Here is an 18544-nt window from a genome sequence, read left to right as displayed (position 1 = left end):
AGGAGCCCTCGTGCCCATAGTTGAAATGGAACGTCGCCAGGTGGTGGTGATCGGTGCCGGCCCATCCGGTGCCATCGCCGCGACGCTGCTAAAGCGCCAGGGGCATGATGTCTTGATTATCGAGCGCCAGCATTTCCCGCGCTTCTCGATTGGCGAAAGCCTGTTGTCCCACTGCATCGACTTTATCGAAGAAGCGGGCATGCTCGACGCTGTGCAGGCGGCGGGTTTCCAGGTGAAAACCGGTGCCGCGTTTGCCTGGGGCGAGCGCTACAGCGCGTTCGATTTTGGCGATACCTTCAGCCAAGGCAAGCCGACCACCTTCCAGGTGCAGCGCGGCGAGTTCGATAAGCTGCTGGCAGACCAGGCGGCGTTGCAAGGGGTGGACATCCGCTACGGCCAAACCATCGTCGGCGTGGATTTTTCCGGCGAGTGTCGCTACCTGCATGTGCGCCGCGAGAATGGCAGCGAGTACCACGTCAAAGCCAAGTTCGTGCTCGATGCCAGCGGCTACGGCCGCGTGCTGCCGCGCCTGCTGGACCTGGAAGCGCCGTCGAACTTCCCACTGCGCCAGGCGGTGTTCACCCATGTCGAAGACCGCATCGAACACCCAGGCTTTGACCGCACCAAGATCCTCGTGACCACCCACCCGACCCAGCGCGATATCTGGTTCTGGACCATCCCGTTCAGCAACGGCCGCTGCTCAGTGGGCGTGGTCGCGGCCAAGGCGCATTTCGACGGCCGCGACAGTGACCTCGATGCCTGCCTGCGCGGTTTTATCGACGAGACGCCAAGCCTGTCCGGCGTGCTGCAAAATGCGGTATGGGATACACCTGCACGGACCATCGGCGGTTATTCGGCCAACGTCAAAACCCTGCATGGCCCGGGCTTTGCGCTGCTGGGCAACGCTGCGGAATTCCTCGACCCGGTGTTCTCGTCCGGCGTGACCATCGCCATGCGTTCGGCGAGCATGGCGGCCGGTGTGCTGCACCGCCAGCTCAAGGGGGAGACGGTGGATTGGCAAACTGAGTTTGCCGAGCCGCTCAAGCGCGGTGTCGACACCTTCCGTTGCTACGTCGAAGGTTGGTACGCCGGGACCTTCCAGGATGTGATTTTCCATGCGGGCAGCTCGCCAGAGATTCGTCGGATGATCAGCTCGATCCTCGCCGGTTATGCCTGGGATGAGCGCAACCCATTCGTCAGCGAACCCAAGCGGCGGCTGCGGATGTTGTCGGAGATTTGTGCGGGGGATGCCGCGTGAGCAGTCAGTACTTAAGTAAGCACTACGTCGAAGAAACCAGGTTCGGCTTCTGGTTCCTGCGCAGCCACACCTGGCAGCATCATGTGTTGCGCGTGGCCATCAACGACCTGCGCAGCCTGTTCAGCGAGCCGTTGCCCGTCGCGCCGGTATTGCTCGACGCCGGTTGCGGCCAGGGGAAATCCTTCAAGCTGTTGCAGCAGGTGTTCGCGCCCTCGCGCCTGATCGGCCTGGACGCCGACCCCCATAGCCTGGAACGGAGCCGTGAAGAAGCCACGCGCCAGGGCCTGGCCGTCGAGTTGATCGGCAGCGACTGCGCCACCCTCGATGTGGCGGATGCCAGCGTCGACATCCTGTTCTGCCACCAGACCTTCCATCATCTGGTCGAGCAGCATCGCGCGCTGAACGAGTTCTACCGGGTCCTCAAGCCCGGTGGCTACCTGCTGTTTGCCGAGTCCACCGAAGCCTATATCGACACCTGGGTCATTCGCTGGCTGTTCCGCCACCCGATGCACGTGCAAAAAAGCGCCGAGCAGTACCTGGAGATGCTCCGCGAGCAGGGCTTTGAATTCGACGCACGGAATGTCTCTTACCCGTACTTGTGGTGGAGCCGTGCCCGCGATTTCGGCCTGCTCGAGCGCTGGGGCCTGCGCAAGGCGCCCCCGGTGGGCCAGCGGGAAGAAACCCTGGTCAACTGCGTGGCGCGCAAACCCTTGGCGAGCGTCGCGGCATGATCCGCCTGTTGTTGATCGGTTGCCTGTTGCTGCTGAGCGCCTGCGCCAGCCAGCCACCGCTGCCGGAGAAAACCCCGACCCTGGCGTTGCCGCTGCAATTGCATGTGCAGCGCATGGAACGTGGCCAGAGCCAGGATTGGCTGTTGGTGATCCAACGCGAGGGCAACGCCATCCGCTGGTCGATGATGGACCCGCTGGGCATCCCCCTGGCCCGGCAGAAACTCATCGATGGCCAGTGGCAGGCCGACGGCTTGCTGCCGCCCAACCCCCAGGCGCGCGAGCTGTTTGCCGCGTTGCTGTTTGCCCTGGCTTCGGCGGATGACGTGCGCAGCCTTTACCCCAACGCCCAGGCGATGGACCTGACACGCACGCTTCCGGGCCATTGGCAAATCGTCTATCAGTCTTCAGAAGTGTTCAGTGTGAACATCAGCGGGCAGCCGTTGAGTTATCGCATCACACCGCTTGGGGCCGCCCGATGACCGCCTACCTCAATGCCCTCGGCGTGATCTGCGCCCTGGGGCGCGGCCAGGACGCAGTCAGCCGCAGCCTGTTTGCCGGCGACTGCGCAGGGATGCGCGCCGAAAGCGGCTGGGTGCCGGAACGAGTGTTGCCGGTGGGCAGCGTACCCGGCGAATTGGCGAGCATCCCTGCGCAACTGGGCCGGCAGAACAGCCGCAATAACCAACTGTTGCTGGAAGCCGCGTTGCAGATCGAAGCGGATATCCGCCAGGCGATCCTGACCTACGGCGCCTCACGGGTCGGCATCGTGCTGGGCACCAGCACCTCGGGCATTGACGAGGCCAGCCGCAGCATCGCCCATTACCTGCGCGACAAGCACTTCCCCAGGGACTACGACTACCAGCAACAGGAACTCAGCGCCCCGGCGAACTTCCTCGCCGACTGGCTGCAACTGAGCGGCCCGGCCTACGTGATCTCCACCGCCTGCACCTCCAGCGCACGCGCGCTGATGAGTGCCCGGCGCCTGTTGGATCTGGGCGTGTGCGACGCGGTGATCTGCGGCGGCGTCGACAGCCTGTGCAAGTTGACGCTTAACGGCTTTACGGCGCTGGAGGCGGTATCCAACGAACGTTGCAACCCCTTTTCAGTGAACCGCAACGGCATCAATATCGGCGAAGCGGCGGTGCTGTTCCTGATGAGTCGCGAGACCGCCCCGATCGCCCTGTTGGGCAGCGGCGCCAGTTGCGACGCGCACCATATTTCTGCGCCGGAGCCGACGGGCAAAGGCGCGCTGCAGGCGATGCGCAAGGCGCTGGCCAGTGCCGGGTTGCAGCCCGAGCAGATCGGTTACCTGAACCTGCACGGCACCGCCACCCAACATAACGACGCCATGGAAAGCCTGGCCGTCGCCAGCCTGTTCCCTGCCGGGGTGGCCTGCTCCTCGACCAAACCCATGAGCGGCCACACCCTGGGCGCCGCCGGCGCACTGGAAGCGGCGTTCTGCTGGCTGAGCCTGGCCCATGGCCGGGTGCCGCCGCACGTGTGGGACGGCCAGGCCGACCCGACGCTGCCGGCCTTGCACTGGGCGCAGGCCGGTGACGCCTTGGAAAAACGCTGCCTGATGAGCAACTCGTTTGCTTTCGGCGGTAATAACGTCAGCCTGATTATCGCAGAGGCCCCATGATCGATTGGCCACTCGCCGAACTGCTGCCCCATGCGGGCGACATGATCCTGATCGACCAGGTGCTGTCGTTCGATGAAGAGCAGATACACACCCGCGCCACCGTCAAGCCCGGCGGCCTGTTCAATCGCCCCGACGGCAGCCTGCCGGCCTGGGTCGGCATCGAATTGATGGCGCAGAGCGTCGCCGCCTATGCCGGCTGTCGTGCCCGCCAAAAAGGCCAGGCCGTGGAACTGGGTTTCCTGTTGGGCACACGCAAGTTCGAGTGCAACGTGGCGCATTTCCCGGCAGGCGCCGAGTTACGCATCCACGGCCTGCGCTCCCTGGAAGACGACAACGGCATGGGTGTGTTCGAATGCCACCTCACCGGTGACGGTATCCAGGCCACCGCGCGCCTGAACGTATTTCGACCGCCCCAGGCGGCCAACTATTTAGAAGAATCGAAGGACGAAACGCCATGACTGAATCCGTACTGGTCACCGGCTCCAGCCGTGGTATCGGCCGCGCCATTGCCCTGCGCCTGGCCCAGGCCGGCCATGACATCGTGCTGCATTGCCGCAGTGGTCGCGCTGAAGCCGACGCGGTGCAGGTCGAGATCGAAGCCCTGGGCCGCAAGGCGCGGGTGCTGCAATTCGACGTGGCGGACCGCGCGGCGTGCAAGGCCATCCTTGAGGCAGATGTGGAGCAACAGGGTGCCTACTACGGCGTGGTGCTCAACGCCGGCCTGACCCGTGACGGTGCGTTCCCGGCCTTGTCCGAAGAGGACTGGGACGTGGTGATGCGTACCAACCTCGATGGTTTCTACAACGTACTGCACCCGGTGATGATGCCGATGATTCGGCGGCGCGCGGCCGGGCGTATCGTGTGCATCACGTCGGTATCGGGCCTGATCGGCAATCGCGGGCAGGTCAACTACAGTGCCTCGAAAGCCGGCCTGATCGGCGCGGCCAAGGCATTGGCCATCGAATTGGGCAAGCGCAAGATCACCGTCAACTGCGTCGCCCCCGGCTTGATCGAAACTGCCATGCTCGATGAGAACGTACCGGTCGAAGAATTGATGAAAATGATCCCGGCGCAGCGCATGGGGACCCCGGAAGAGGTGGCCAGCGCGGTGAATTTCCTGATGTCGGCCGAAGCCGGCTATATCACGCGCCAGGTCCTGGCCGTGAATGGGGGCCTGTGCTGATGAAGCGCGTCGTAGTCACCGGCATGGCCGGCATGACCTCCCTGGGCAGCGATTGGGAGACCATCGCCGCCAACTTTCGCGCCAACCGCAGCGGTATCCGTCGCATGGACGAGTGGAACCGCTTCACCGAACTGAACACGCGCCTGGCCGGGCCGATCGATGATTTCGTCGTGCCTGCCCATTGGACCCGTAAGCAGTTGCGCAGCATGGGCCGCGTGTCGCGCCTGGCCGTGTGGGCGGCGGAGCAGGCCTTGAAGGATGCGGGCCTGCTCGGCGATGAGTCGATCAAGGACGGGCGCATGGGTGTGGCCTGTGGTTCGTCCACCGGCAGCACCGACGAGATCAAGGCGTTCGGCAATATGCTGCTCAACTCGGTGGCCGAAGGGCTCAACGCCAACTCCTACGTGCGAATGATGCCCCACACCACGGCGGCGAATATCAGCATCTTCTTTGGCCTCACCGGGCGCTTGATCCCCACGTCCAGCGCCTGCACCAGCGGCAGCCAGGGCATTGGGTATGCCTACGAGGCGATCAAATTCGGGCGCCTGCCGTTGATGCTGGCCGGCGGCGCTGAAGAACTGTGCCCCACCGAGGCCATGGTGTTCGATGCGTTGTACGCCACGAGCCTGAAGAACGACGCACCGCAGACCAGCCCGCGCCCGTATGACAGCGCCCGCGACGGCCTGGTGATCGGCGAAGGCGGCGGCATGCTGGTGCTCGAAGAGCTGGAACACGCCCTGGCGCGGGGTGCACATATCCACGCCGAGATTGTCGGCTTTGGCAGCAACGCCGACGGCCAGCACACCACTCGCCCGGAACAGAAAACCATGCGCCGCGCCATGGAGCTGGCCCTGGAAGACGCCGGGCTTGAGCCCGCGGCCATCGGTTACGTGAATGGCCACGGCACCGCCACCGACCAGGGCGACATCGCCGAGACCCTGGCCACCAGCAGCCTGTTTGGCAGCCGCATGCCCATCAGCTCGCAGAAAAGCTTCCTCGGCCACACCCTGGGCGCCTGTGGCGCGCTGGAGTCGTGGTTCAGCATCGAGATGATGAATCGCGACCAGTACGTGCACACCTTCAACCTCGACCATGTCGACCCACAGTGCGGCGAGCTGGACTACCTGCAAGGTAGATTCCGCGAGATGCACCACGACTACGTGATGAACAACAACTTTGCCTTTGGCGGCGTCAACACCTCGTTGATCTTCCGCCGCTGGTCCTGACTTTTTAATCGACTGGAGAAAACGGAATGTCTTCTTTGCTACGCGCGACCCTGATCACCCTGGCCCTGCTGACCACGGCCGCTTGCACCAGCAAACCGGTGCTCAACACCCAGCACGACCTGCCGGCGAATGCCCAGGTCAGCGAAGAAAAAATCAAGCAGGTGATCGTTGCCGCCCTGCAAAAACGCGAATGGAGCGTGCAACGCCTGAGCCCGCAACTGGTACAGGCAGAGATCACCGTGCGTAACCAGTTCTATGCCGCCATCGACATCCGCTACACCCGCAACAGCTACGCCATCACCTACCGCGACAGCCGCGACCTGGGCTACAAGGACGGCAAGATCCACCGCAACTACAACCGTTGGGTGAGCATGCTGGACCGCGATATCCTGGCGGGGTTGCGGGTGTATGGCGTAAATGAAGCGAATACGACCGGACAGTAGTTAAGAGATAGAACGGGCAACAGTAACCTGTGGCGAGCGGGCTTGTTGTGGCGAGCGGGCTTGCCCCGCGTTGGGGCGCGAAGCGGCCCCATTACAGGCGATGTGTTTTTAACTGACACACCGCACGCGGGTTTCTTTTTGGTTGGCATACATGCACCTCTTACTCATGTTATGCCCGAACACAAAATTTCTGACACCCCCTGAATGCCAGAAACAACAAAGCCCTCACATTTCTGTGAGGGCTTCGTCTTATATGGTGCCGGCACCAGGAGTCGAACCCGGGACCTACTGATTACAAGTCAGTTGCTCTACCAACTGAGCTATACCGGCGTGTTAGGGCGACGATTATAGCGATTGGCAAGCATCTGTAAACCCCTGAATTCTGACTATTTTTACAAACCTTGCCGCGATCCCTTTTTCTTCCCCATGTCAGTAGGATTCATCCTCCACTGCCAGGCGCAGTCGCAAGCCTTTCCACCTAAAAGGAAGCTCCACATGAAACGGACTCTCTCCCTCATCCTCCTCACCATTGCCCTCGGCGCCTGTTCAACTCAGAAGCCCGCCTATGACCCGGCCTTGGTTGGTACTTGGAAGGGCTTGCGCACGCAAACCGATAAATGCCAGTTCCTGTCGTGGACCACCCACCTCAAGCCTGATGGGCGTTTCACCATTACTTTCTTCCGCGATGTACAGCAGACGCAGGCGATTCAGACAGAGCAGGGCACGTGGTCGGCGGTGAATGGCAAGAATGAGTTGCGCACGGATGGGGTGCGTATGCCGGATGTGTACACCTATCAGCTGGTGGACGCGGATACGGTGCGTTACGTGAGTGTGGCGGCGGGGCCTTCCGGGGATTGTCAGGAGGATTACGCGTTTACGGAGCGGCGACTGCGTTAACCGCTGCGGCTTGCGCTAAAGGCGGGCGCGCCGTTATCGCGGTTGCACTGGGGTGGGCCGTTTTGGGCGTGCTGCTCGGGGTGAATAAAGGCAGGGCTGATTGACGGCCCGGCCGATGGCGGTTGTGGGTCTGGCGGCGCGGGTTTTGCTTCGCTGTGTGTCGGCGCTGGGGGTATCTGTGCAGGGGTAAGGCGGGTGCGACTTTGCCAGCGACCGCCCGGCGGGTTTTGCCTTGAATCCGGCAGGGGTTTGAGTATTCTGTCGCGCGATATGAACGGTGGGTTTAATTACTTAACCGTGTAGGCAAATTTTCGAGACAGTGTGAGGCAACTGATTAATTGTTGAAGGCTATGTCAGATTTGTGCCGTTCTTGACCGGTCGGACAACAAGAAACCGGATAAATCAGTGCAAGTTCATGTTCTTACAGATAATACGTTTTTATCCGGTAAATCGTCATAAAAATGGCGCCACGCCGTTCGTCGGATAATTAAGAGCAAAAAGCATCAAAATACTGACACCATCAATGTGATATCACAGAATGCGCCTCACACCACATAACTAGAAAAATACAAGGTCAGCTCTTTGCTGACCTTTTTATCGCCTTTAAAGCGCAAATCAGGTGGGGAGGGGCAGTGAGTGAGTCGAGCAGATGACATTTCAAAACTATTCAACAAGCTGGGTGCCAACCCAAATGGCTACCGCGAAATCGAATTTGTCCATGAGTTCATTGAGGACGATGTAGAGGTCCTGGAAAGCCCGGCGCTTGTTAAGCCCCTGCCTGTCGCTGCGGCGCTTGTGGATGAAGCCCCGTCGGCGCCGCTGCTGCGCCTGCTGGAAGAGCTGAACCACGGCGAAGCCGACCATCTGCGCCCTGAAGTGTCTTCGGCGCAGCCCACACCGAAAGTCGTGGTGGTGGTCTCGGTCAAAGGCGGTGTCGGCCGTAGCACCTTGGCCGCGGCGCTTGCCAGCAGTTTGCAGCGCCAGGGGCGGCCGGCGCTGGCGCTGGACCTGGACCCGCAAAACGCCCTGCGTCATCACCTGTGCCTGGGTCTCGACATGCCTGGCGTGGGCGCCACCAGCCTGCATAACCAAAGCTGGGAAGCCTTGCCGGAATTCGGTTTTGCCGGTTGCCGCCTGGTGGCGTTCGGGGGCACTGACTACGAACAACAGCAGAGCCTGAATCGCTGGCTGGGCCAGGATGAGCAGTGGCTGAGCCAACGCTTGGCCGGTCTTAAATTGAGCGGCCAGGACATCGTGGTTATCGACGTCCCTGCCGGCAACACGGTGTACTTCAGCCAGGCCCTGTCGGTCGCCGACGCGGTGCTGGTGGTGGTGCAGCCGGATGTGGCGTCGTTCAGCACCCTGGCGCAGATGGACGCGATGCTCGCGCCCTACCTCCAGCGCGAGAAGCCGCCACAGTCCTTTTATGTGATCAACCAGTTGGACGCTGCCCACCGTTTCAGCGTGGACATGGTCGAGGTGTTCAAGACGCGCCTGGGCAATGCCCTGCTGGGCACAGTGCATCGTGATCTGTCGTTCAGCGAAGCCCAGGCCTACGGGCGTGATCCCCTCGACCCAACCGTCAACAGTATCGGCAGCCAGGACGTCCACGCTCTGTGCCGCGCCTTGCTCGAACGCATCGACTCGGACCTTCCATGACCGACAATACGCTCTCCACGCCCTTCGTCGAAGGGCGCGCTGAACAGCGCCTAAATGGCGCCATCGCGCGCTTCAATCGCTGGCCTGCGGCGCTGCGCACGGTACTGGTCGTTACCAGTTGCGTGCTCGGCGCCTTGTTGTTGCTGAGCATTATCAGCGCGCCGCTGGACCTCTACAGCCAATGCCTGTTCGCCGCCGTGTGCTTCGTCGTGGTGCTGGTGCTGCGCAAGATCCCGGGGCGCCTGGCGATCCTGGCTTTGGTGGTGCTGTCGTTGGTGGCGTCGCTGCGCTACATGTTCTGGCGCCTGACCTCCACCCTGGGTTTTGAAACCTGGCTCGACATGTTCTTCGGCTACGGCCTGGTCGCGGCCGAGTTCTACGCGCTGATCGTGCTGATCTTCGGCTACGTGCAAACCGCCTGGCCGCTGCGCCGCACGCCGGTATGGTTGACCACCGAGCCGGAAGAGTGGCCGACGGTCGACGTGTTTATCCCCACCTATAATGAAGCCCTGAGCATCGTCAAGCTGACCATCTTCGCCGCCCAGGCGATGGACTGGCCCAAGGACAAGCTGCGCGTCCACGTGCTCGATGACGGCCGCCGTGATGAGTTCCGCGACTTCTGCCGCAAGGTCGGTGTGAACTACATCCGCCGCGACAATAACTTCCACGCCAAGGCCGGTAACCTCAACGAAGCGCTGAAGGTCACCGACGGCGAATACGTCGCCCTGTTCGACGCCGACCACGTGCCGACGCGCTCCTTCCTGCAAGTGAGCCTGGGCTGGTTTCTTAAAGATCCGAAGCTGGCGATGCTGCAAACGCCGCACTTCTTCTTCTCGCCGGACCCGTTCGAAAAGAACCTCGACACCTTCCGCGCCGTGCCTAACGAGGGTGAGCTGTTCTACGGCCTGGTGCAGGACGGCAACGACCTGTGGAACGCCACCTTCTTCTGCGGCTCGTGTGCGGTGATTCGCCGTAAGCCGCTGCTGGAAATCGGCGGCGTGGCGGTCGAGACCGTGACCGAAGACGCCCACACCGCGCTCAAGCTCAACCGCCTGGGCTACAACACCGCTTACCTGGCGATCCCGCAAGCCGCGGGCCTGGCCACCGAAAGCCTGTCGCGCCACATCAACCAGCGGATTCGCTGGGCGCGGGGCATGGCGCAGATTTTCCGCACCGACAACCCGCTGCTGGGCAAGGGCCTCAAGTGGGGCCAGCGCATCTGCTACGCCAACGCCATGCTGCACTTCTTTTATGGCCTGCCGCGCCTGGTGTTCCTCACCGCGCCGCTGGCCTATTTGATTTTCGGCGCGGAAATCTTCCACGCCTCGGCGCTGATGATCGTCGCCTACGTGTTGCCGCACTTGGTGCATTCCAGCCTGACCAACTCACGCATCCAGGGGCGTTTCCGTCACTCGTTCTGGAACGAGGTGTACGAGACCGTACTGGCCTGGTACATCCTGCCGCCGGTGCTGGTGCCGCTGGTCAACCCCAAGGCCGGTGGTTTCAACGTCACCGACAAGGGCGGCATCATCGACAAGCAGTTCTTCGACTGGAAACTCGCCCGGCCCTACCTGGTGCTGTTGGCGGTGAACCTGATCGGCCTGGGCTTCGGTATCCATCAGTTGGTCTGGGGCGATGCGTCCACGGCCGTGACGGTGGCGATCAACCTGACTTGGACCCTCTACAACCTGATCATCACCAGCGCCGCCGTGGCTGTAGCGTCCGAGGCGCGCCAAGTGCGTTCCGAGCCGCGCGTCAGCGCCAAGCTGCCGGTGAGCATCATTTGCGCCGATGGCCGCGTGCTCGATGGCGTCACCCAGGACTTTTCGCAAAATGGCTTCGGCCTGATGCTCAGCGACGGCCACTCGATCACCCAGGGTGAGCGCGTGCAACTGGTGTTGTCGCGCAACGGCCAAGACAGCCTGTTTGAAGCGCGGGTGGTGTTCAGCAAGGGCGCGCAGATCGGTGCCCAGTTCGAACCCCTCAGCCTGCGCCAGCAAAGCGAACTGGTGCGCCTGACATTCTCGCGTGCCGACACCTGGGCCGCCAGTTGGGGAGCCGGCCAGCCCGACACCCCGCTGGCAGCCCTGCGCGAAGTCGGCGCCATTGGCATCGGCGGCCTGTTCACCCTCGGCCGCGCCACCCTGCACGAATTGCGTCTGGCCTTGCGCCGCACCCCTACACAACCGCTCGATACGCTGATGGACAAGCCATGACCTCGAATATGTTCTCTCGTCCTCATCCGCGCCGTGCACTCGCGCTGATGATCGCCTCGCTGATGGGCCTGAATTCGCTGGCGCAAGCTGCCGAGCAAGCCGTCACCACGGTACCGGTACAAAGCACCGACACCGGCTACAGCCTGACGCTCAAGCAACTGGGCCGTCGCGACACCATGAACCTGCAAGGCGTGGAGTCGTCCGACAGCGTCAACTTCGACATCCGTGCCGATGAAGTGGTGAAGGGCGCGCAGTTGTTGCTCAAGTACAGCTACTCGCCGGCACTGTTGGCGGACCTGTCGCAGATCAACGTGCTGGTCAACGGCGAAGTCGCCGCCAGCCTGCCGTTGCCTAAAGAAGGCGCGGGCACCCAGCAAGAACAATTGGTGCAGATCCCGCCGAAGTTGATCACCGAGTTCAACCGTCTGAGCCTGCAGTTCATCGGCCACTACACGATGTCCTGCGAAGACCCCTTGCACAGCAGCCTGTGGGCAAAAATCAGCAACAGCAGTGAGTTGAAGGTGCAGGTCGAGCCGATCGTGCTCAAGGACGACCTGGCTGTATTGCCGCTGCCGTTCTTCGACAAACGTGATGCGCGCCAGGTCAGCCTGCCGTTCGTGTTCGCGACCACCCCGGACAGCGCCGCGCTGGAAGCTGCCGGCACCTTGTCCTCGTGGATTGGCGGCCTCGCCAGCTACCGTGGCGCGACCTTCCCCACCACCCTCGGCGACCTGCCGGCTAAGGGCAACGCGATCGTGCTGGTGCAAACCACCGATGCAATGGATGTACACGGTATCGCCGTGGCCAAGCCGACCGGCCCGACCCTGACCCTGCTCGCCAACCCCAACGATGCCAACGGCAAGCTGCTGATCGTGACCGGTCGCGATGGCGCAGAGCTCAAGCGCGCCGCCACGGCGGTCGCCTTGGGCAACCCGGTATTGGCCGGCAACAGCGTGGTCATCACCAAGCTCGACAGCCTCGCGCCACGCCGTCCGTACGACGCGCCGAACTGGCTGCCGAGCAACCGCCCGGTGCGCTTGGGCGAGTTGGTCGAGCAGCAGAAACTCAGCGTGTCGGGCTACAACCCCGGCGCCATCAGCGTCGACCTGCGCCTGCCGCCCGACCTGTTCAACTGGCGTGAAGAGGGCGTGCCGCTCAAAGTCAAATACCGCTACACGCCGCAGCAGGTGTCGACCAATTCGTCGCTGCTGATCGGCCTGAATGACCAGTTCATGAAGTCCGTGGCCTTGCCGTCGGTGAGCAACCTCGGCGGTGGTCAAACCCTGCTCGACCAGTTGAAGAAAGACGAAAGCCTGCCGCGTGAAGTGACGACCCTGTTGCCGATCAGCTCGGCGTCGCCCAAGTCCAAGCTGCAATTGCGCTTTATGTACGACTACATCAAAGAAGGCGAATGCCGCGACATCATCGTCGATAACATGCGCGGTTCCATCGACCCGGATTCCACCCTCGATGTCACCGGCTACCAGCACTTTATCGCCATGCCGAACCTGGGCGTGTTCAACGACTCCGGCTTCCCGTTCACCCGCCTGGCTGACTTGTCGGAATCGGCTGTGGTCATGCCCGACAACTACGGCACCGACGAACTCACCGCGTACCTGACCGTGCTCGGCCGCTTCGGCGAAGCCACCGGTTACCCGGCGACCGCCGTCAAAGTGGTGCAGGCCAAGGACGTGCAAAGCGTTGCCGACAAAGACTTGCTGGTACTCGCCACCGCAGGCAACCAACCGTTGCTCAAGCAGTGGCAGCAATACCTGCCGGCAACCAGCGATGGCGAGCAACACCAGTTCCTGCTGTCTGACCTGCCGCGTTATGTGCGCAGCTGGGTCAGCCCGGACCCTGCGGCTAACACCCACACCGCCAATACCGGGATCACCTTCAACAGCTTGAGCAGCAGCACCTGGCTGGCGGGTTTCCAATCGCCGCTCAAGGCTGGCCGCAGCGTGGTGCTGATCGCCAGCAACCAGCCTCAGGGCCTGCTGGAAGCCACCTCCGCGTTGATCGGCGGTGACAACTACAAAGACTCGATCCAGGGCAGCCTGGCGGTGGTACAAGGCACGCAAATCAGCTCGCTGGTGGCGGACGAGCAGTACTACGTCGGCAAGCTCAACTACTTCAAGTTCATGCAGTGGCAACTCTCGCAGAACCTGGGCTGGATGCTGTTGATCACCTTCCTCGGCCTCGCCGTGGTGACCAGCCTGATCTACCTATCGCTGCGTGCCCGTGCAAAACGGCGGTTGGCATGAGCCCGCTGCGTAGCATGGCCCTGATAGCGCTGGGCTCGGTGATGTTTGCAGGCGCTGCGCAAGCGCAGACCTGCGACTGGCCGCTGTGGCAGAACTACGCCAAACGCTTCGTGCAGGATGACGGTCGCGTGCTGAACTCGTCGATGAAACCCACCGAGAGCAGTTCGGAAGGGCAGTCGTACGCGATGTTCTTCGCCCTCGTCGGTAACGACCGCGCAGGCTTTGACAAGCTCTGGACCTGGACCAAGGCCAACATGTCGGGGGCCGATATCGGTCAGAACCTGCCGGGTTGGTTATGGGGCAAAAAGCCTGATAGCACCTGGGGCATCATCGACCCTAACTCCGCCAGCGACGCTGACCTGTGGATGGCCTACTCGCTGCTCGAAGCGGCCCGCGTATGGAATGCCCCGCAGTACCGCGCAGACGCGCAATTGTTGCTGGCCAACGTCGAACGCAACCTGATCGTGCGCGTGCCGGGCCTGGGCAAGATGCTGTTGCCAGGGCCGGTCGGCTACGTGCATGGCGGTGGCCTGTGGCGTTTCAACCCGAGCTACCAGGTGCTGGCGCAACTGCGTCGCTTCCATAAAGAGCGCCCGAACGCCGGCTGGAACGAAGTGGCCGAAAGCAACGCGCGGATGCTCGCCGATACCGCCAGCAACCCCCATGGCCTGGCGGCCAACTGGGTCGGCTACCGCGCCACCAGCGCCAACACCGGGCTGTTTGTGGTCGACCCGTTCTCCGATGACCTGGGCAGCTACGACGCGATCCGCACCTACATGTGGGCCGGCATGACCGCCAAGAGCGATCCATTGGCGGCGGGCATGCTCAAGTCCCTGGGCGGTATGTCCCGGGCGACGGCTGCGGCGGCCACCGGCTTCCCGCCGGAGAAAATCCACGTCACCACCGGCGAAGTGGAGAAGAACAACGGCTACTCGCCGCTCAGCTTCTCGGCATCGACCATTGCCTTCTTCCAGGCCCGTGGCGAAACCGCCCTGGCACAACTGCAAAAGGCCAAGGTCGACGACGCGCTCAACAAAGCCCTGGCCCCGTCGGCACCTGACAGCGCGCAACCAATCTACTACGACTACATGCTCAGCCTGTTCAGCCAGGGCTTTGCCGATCAGAAGTACCGTTTTGAACAAGACGGTACGGTCAAACTATCCTGGGAGGCAGCATGCGCCGTCACACGCTAGCCATTGCGATTCTCGCCGCCCTGGCCTCCAGTGCCAGCCTGGCCGAAACCAGCGACCCCCAGTCCCTGCTGATCGAGCAGGGCTACTACTGGCAGTCGAAGAAAAACCCTGAGCGCGCCCTTGAGACGTGGCAAAAACTGCTGAGCCTGAGCCCGGACCAGCCGGATGCGCTGTACGGCATCGGCCTGATCCAGGTGCAACAGAACCGCCCGGCCGAGGCGCAGAAATACCTGGCCCGCTTGCAAGCGCTGAGCCCGGTCCCGCGCCAGGCATTGCAGTTGGAGCAAGACATCACCGTCAACAAGCCCGACAACGCCAAGTTGCTGGAGCAGGCCCGTGAACTGGGTGAGCCCGATGACGAGCGCGAAAAGGCCGTGGCCTTGTACCGCCAGATTTTCCAGGGCCGCCAGCCCCAGGGCCTGATTGCCCGCGAGTACTACAACACCCTGGGCTTCACCGCCAAGGGCACCAATGAAGCGATCGCCGGCCTGCAGCGCTTGTCCCGTGAGCGGCCGAACGACCCGATCGTCGCGCTGTTCCTGGCCAAGCACCTGGCGCGTAACCCGGCCACCCGTGCCGACGGTATTCGCGCGCTGGCCAAGCTGGCACCGAACAACGACGTGGGCGGTAACGCCGATGAAACCTGGCGCTTCGCGCTGATCTGGCTCGGCCCGCCCAAGCCCGACCAGGTGGCGTTGTTCCAGCAGTTCCTCACTGCGCACCCGGATGACACCGAGATCCGCGCGCTGATGAACAAAGGCATTGCCCAAGGCAAAAATGGCGGTACCTGGCAGCGCGATCCGCAGATGACCAAGGCGTTCAAGGCCCTGGACGCTGGCGACCTGAAAACCGCCGAGCCGCTGCTGGCCGCGCGCTTGGCCGAGAAGTCCAATGACGTCGATGCCCTCGGTGGCATGGGCGTGTTGCGTCAACAGCAAGAGCGTTACAGCGAAGCGGAAAACTACCTGGTACAGGCCACCCGTTTACCGGGTGGTGCGGCGTGGCAAACAGCGCTCAATGACGTGCGTTACTGGAACCTGATCAGCCAGAGCCGCGACGCCCAGCGCGCCGGCCGTGGCGCCCAGGCCCGTGACCTGGTGGCCCAGGCCGAACGCCTGAACCCCGGCCAACCCGGTGCCGCCGTCGCCCTGGCGGGTTTCCAGGCCCAGGACAATCAGTTCGACGCCGCCGAAGCCGGCTACCGCAAGGTGCTGGCCCGTCACCCTGGCGACCCGGATGCACTGAGTGGCTTGATCAACGTACTGTCCCAATCGGGCCAGCCGGACGAAGCCTTGAAGCTGATCGACTCGGTGTCGCCCGCCCAGCGCGCCAAGTTCGCGCCAAGCGTGAAAATCAACGCACTTCGCGCTACCCAGGTCGGCAAGCTGGCCGAACAGCGCGGCGATGTGAAGGCCGCGCAGGCCGCCTACCGCCAGGCCCTCGATGCCGACCCGGAAAACCCCTGGACCCGCTTTGCCCTGGCCCGCATGTACCTGCGCGACGGCCAGATCCGCAACGCCCGTGCCTTGATCGACGGTCTGCTCAAGACCCAGCCCAACCAGCCGGACGCGCTGTACACCAGCACCTTGTTGTCGGCCGAGTTGAGCGAGTGGAAGCAAGCCGAAACCACCTTGGGCCGTATCCCGACCGCCCAACGCACCGCTGACATGAACGAGCTGGCGATCGATATCGCGCTGCACCAGCAGACCGACATCGCCATCGAAACCGCTCGCCGTGGCCAGCGCCCCGAAGCCCTGGCGCTGCTCGGTCGCTCCGAACCGCTGACGCGGCAAAAGCCTGAGCGCGTGGCCGTGCTGGCCGCCGCTTATGTGGAAGTCGGTGCCGCGCAGTACGGCCTGGACATGATGCAGAAGGTGGTGGAGAACAACCCCAACCCGACGGTCGACCAGAAACTGCTGTACGCCAACGTGCTGCTCAAGGCCAACAAGTACAGCGAGGCGGGCGAGATCCTGCGCGACGTGCAAGGCCAGCCATTGACCGAGATCGGTCGCCAGCGCTACGACGATTTGATCTACCTGTACCGGGTCAAGCAGGCCGATGCCCTGCGCGAGAAGAACGACCTGGTGGCGGCCTACGACATGCTCTCGCCGGCCCTGGCCCAGCGTCCCAACGACGCCTTGGGCGTCGGCGCCCTGGCGCGCATGTATGCCGCCAGCGGCAACGGCAAGAAGGCCATGGAGCTGTACGCGCCGCTGATCCAGCAGAACCCGAACAATGCACGCCTGCAAATGGGCCTGGCGGATATTGCCTTGAAAGGCAACGACCGTGACTTGGCGCAATCGGCCAGCAACAAGGCCCTGGCGTTGGAACCGGCCAACCCGGAGATTCTCACCTCCGCCGCGCGTATCTACCAGGGCCTGGGCAAGAACAGCGAAGCCGCTGAACTGCTGCGCAAGGCCCTGGCGATTGAAAACGCCATGAAGGCCAAGACCCAGGTGGCCCAGGCCGACACTCAAAGCAAGTCGTATAACCCCTTCGTGGGCCTGCCGGGCCAGCGTCGCCAGGTCACCGACCTGACTGTCGCCGGCGCTGTACCGCCGCCGATCGATGCGCCGACCAAGACCGTGACGTCCAGCGCGTTTGCCAGCGCGACGTCCAACGACTTGAGCGAGCCGTTTGTGCCGCCCTCGAACATCGCCTCCATCGACAGCCCCGAGCTGAGCCCGGCGCGGCGCGCGTTGGATACGATCCTGCGTGACCGTACCGGTTATGTGGTGCAGGGCTTGAGCGTGCGCAGCAACAACGGTGAGAAAGGCTTGAGCAAGATCACCGACGTGGAAGCGCCGTTTGAGGCGCGGATGCCGGTGGGTGACAACACCGTGGCGTTGCGCGTGACGCCGGTGCACGTGAGTGCGGGTAGCGTCGGTAGCGATGCGTTGTCGCGCTTCGGCAAAGGCTCCACGACCCCGGCGGGTTCCCAGAGCGACAGCGGTGTAGGCCTGGCCGTGGCATTTGAAAACCCGGATGAAGGCGTTAAGGCTGATGTCGGTGTGAGCCCGTTGGGCTTCCTCTACAACACCCTCGTGGGTGGCGTGAGTGTGTCGCGTCCGTTTGAAGCCAATCCGAACTTCCGCTATGGCGCGAACATTTCGCGGCGTCCGGTCACTGACAGTGTCACCTCCTTTGCCGGTTCCGAAGACGGCGAGGGCAACAAGTGGGGTGGCGTCACCGCCAACGGCGGCCGTGGCGAGTTGAGCTACGACAACCAGAAGCTGGGCGTCTACGGTTACGCGTCGCTGCATGAACTGCTGGGCAATAACGTCGAAGACAACACCCGCCTGGAACTGGGCAGCGGTATCTACTGGTACCTGCGCAACAACCCGCGGGACACGTTGACCCTGGGGATCAGCGGCTCGGCGATGACCTTCAAGGAAAACCAGGACTTCTACACCTACGGCAACGGCGGTTACTTCAGCCCGCAGCGTTTCTTCTCCCTGGGTGTGCCGATTCGTTGGGCACAAAGCTTTGACCGCTTCAGCTACCAGGTAAAAAGTTCGGTGGGCTTGCAGCATATCGCGCAAGATGGCACGGATTATTTCCCTGGCGACAGCACACTTCAGGCGTCCAGGGGTAATCCCAAGTACGAAAGCTCCAGCAAAACCGGCGTCGGCTACAGCTTCAACGCTGCTGCCGAATATCGTCTGAGCTCGCGGTTCTACCTGGGTGGCGAAATCGGTCTCGATAACGCCCAGGACTACCGCCAGTACGCCGGTAATGCTTACTTGCGCTACTTGTTCGAGGACCTGAGCGGGCCGATGCCATTGCCGGTCAGCCCGTACCGTTCCCCCTATTCCAACTGATTAAATCGGAG

Annotated in this window: 14 protein-coding genes and 1 tRNA gene; 14 read left to right on the top strand and 1 reads right to left on the bottom strand. The window is 62.7% G+C overall.

What is annotated here, in order from left to right:
- The first annotated feature begins 10 nt into the window (after nucleotides 1–10).
- The 8 genes from A7317_RS02010 to A7317_RS01975 are packed head-to-tail and all read left to right on the top strand — an operon-like array spanning nucleotide 11 to nucleotide 6483.
- Nucleotides 11–1258 (top strand): NAD(P)/FAD-dependent oxidoreductase, encoded by a 1248-nt coding sequence (locus A7317_RS02010; protein WP_024072993.1) that lies wholly within the window; start codon nucleotides 11–13, stop codon nucleotides 1256–1258.
- Nucleotides 1255–1989, top strand: coding sequence for a class I SAM-dependent methyltransferase (locus A7317_RS02005; RefSeq protein WP_024072992.1), 735 nt, complete (start codon nucleotides 1255–1257; stop codon nucleotides 1987–1989). The genes A7317_RS02010 and A7317_RS02005 overlap by 4 nt, the downstream gene beginning before the upstream one ends.
- On the top strand, nucleotides 1986–2468 hold the full coding sequence (locus A7317_RS02000) for a hypothetical protein (RefSeq protein ID WP_024072991.1): 483 nt from the start codon (nucleotides 1986–1988) through the stop codon (nucleotides 2466–2468). Before A7317_RS02005 ends, A7317_RS02000 begins: the two co-directional genes overlap by 4 nt.
- Nucleotides 2465–3631 carry a beta-ketoacyl-[acyl-carrier-protein] synthase family protein gene (locus A7317_RS01995; protein WP_069075106.1) on the top strand — a complete coding sequence of 389 codons (1167 nt, stop codon included), beginning with the start codon at nucleotides 2465–2467 and terminating at the stop codon, nucleotides 3629–3631. The genes A7317_RS02000 and A7317_RS01995 overlap by 4 nt, the downstream gene beginning before the upstream one ends.
- Nucleotides 3628–4089: a hotdog family protein gene (locus A7317_RS01990; RefSeq protein ID WP_024072989.1), complete on the top strand. Its 462-nt coding sequence runs from the start codon at nucleotides 3628–3630 to the stop codon at nucleotides 4087–4089. The genes A7317_RS01995 and A7317_RS01990 overlap by 4 nt, the downstream gene beginning before the upstream one ends.
- Nucleotides 4086–4814 carry a 3-oxoacyl-ACP reductase FabG gene (gene fabG / locus A7317_RS01985; protein WP_069075105.1) on the top strand — a complete coding sequence of 243 codons (729 nt, stop codon included), beginning with the start codon at nucleotides 4086–4088 and terminating at the stop codon, nucleotides 4812–4814. Before A7317_RS01990 ends, fabG begins: the two co-directional genes overlap by 4 nt.
- On the top strand, nucleotides 4814–6040 hold the full coding sequence (locus A7317_RS01980; RefSeq protein WP_069075104.1) for a beta-ketoacyl-ACP synthase: 1227 nt from the start codon (nucleotides 4814–4816) through the stop codon (nucleotides 6038–6040). Before fabG ends, A7317_RS01980 begins: the two co-directional genes overlap by 1 nt.
- Before the next feature lie 26 nt (nucleotides 6041–6066).
- Nucleotides 6067–6483 (top strand): hypothetical protein, encoded by a 417-nt coding sequence (locus A7317_RS01975; RefSeq protein ID WP_024072986.1) that lies wholly within the window; start codon nucleotides 6067–6069, stop codon nucleotides 6481–6483.
- A gap of 254 nt (nucleotides 6484–6737) precedes the next feature.
- On the opposite strand, the gene A7317_RS01970 is transcribed toward A7317_RS01975, so the two are convergent.
- Nucleotides 6738–6813, bottom strand: a tRNA-Thr gene (locus A7317_RS01970).
- Between the two features lie 165 nt (nucleotides 6814–6978).
- On the opposite strand from A7317_RS01970, the gene A7317_RS01965 reads away from it, so the two are divergent.
- From A7317_RS01965 to A7317_RS01940, 6 genes are all read left to right on the top strand, one after another.
- On the top strand, nucleotides 6979–7380 hold the full coding sequence (locus tag A7317_RS01965) for a hypothetical protein (RefSeq protein WP_069075103.1): 402 nt from the start codon (nucleotides 6979–6981) through the stop codon (nucleotides 7378–7380).
- 636 nt (nucleotides 7381–8016) lie between these two features.
- Nucleotides 8017–9039: a cellulose biosynthesis protein BcsQ gene (bcsQ, locus tag A7317_RS01960; protein ID WP_024072835.1), complete on the top strand. Its 1023-nt coding sequence runs from the start codon at nucleotides 8017–8019 to the stop codon at nucleotides 9037–9039.
- Nucleotides 9036–11255: a UDP-forming cellulose synthase catalytic subunit gene (bcsA, locus tag A7317_RS01955; RefSeq protein ID WP_069075102.1), complete on the top strand. Its 2220-nt coding sequence runs from the start codon at nucleotides 9036–9038 to the stop codon at nucleotides 11253–11255. The genes bcsQ and bcsA overlap by 4 nt, the downstream gene beginning before the upstream one ends.
- Complete coding sequence (bcsB, locus tag A7317_RS01950; RefSeq protein WP_024072837.1) at nucleotides 11252–13519, top strand: cellulose biosynthesis cyclic di-GMP-binding regulatory protein BcsB; 2268 nt, start codon at nucleotides 11252–11254, stop codon at nucleotides 13517–13519. The genes bcsA and bcsB overlap by 4 nt, the downstream gene beginning before the upstream one ends.
- Nucleotides 13516–14712, top strand: coding sequence for a cellulose synthase complex periplasmic endoglucanase BcsZ (gene bcsZ, locus A7317_RS01945; RefSeq protein WP_024072838.1), 1197 nt, complete (start codon nucleotides 13516–13518; stop codon nucleotides 14710–14712). The genes bcsB and bcsZ overlap by 4 nt, the downstream gene beginning before the upstream one ends.
- On the top strand, nucleotides 14694–18533 hold the full coding sequence (locus tag A7317_RS01940; protein WP_069075101.1) for a cellulose biosynthesis protein BcsC: 3840 nt from the start codon (nucleotides 14694–14696) through the stop codon (nucleotides 18531–18533). Before bcsZ ends, A7317_RS01940 begins: the two co-directional genes overlap by 19 nt.
- Nucleotides 18534–18544 lie beyond the last annotated feature (11 nt).

The sequence above is a fragment of the Pseudomonas fluorescens genome, from assembly GCF_001708445.1.
GTDB classification, from domain to species: Bacteria; Pseudomonadota; Gammaproteobacteria; order Pseudomonadales; family Pseudomonadaceae; genus Aquipseudomonas; species Aquipseudomonas gorinensis.
This window is presented reverse-complemented; position numbering and strand designations above follow the sequence as displayed.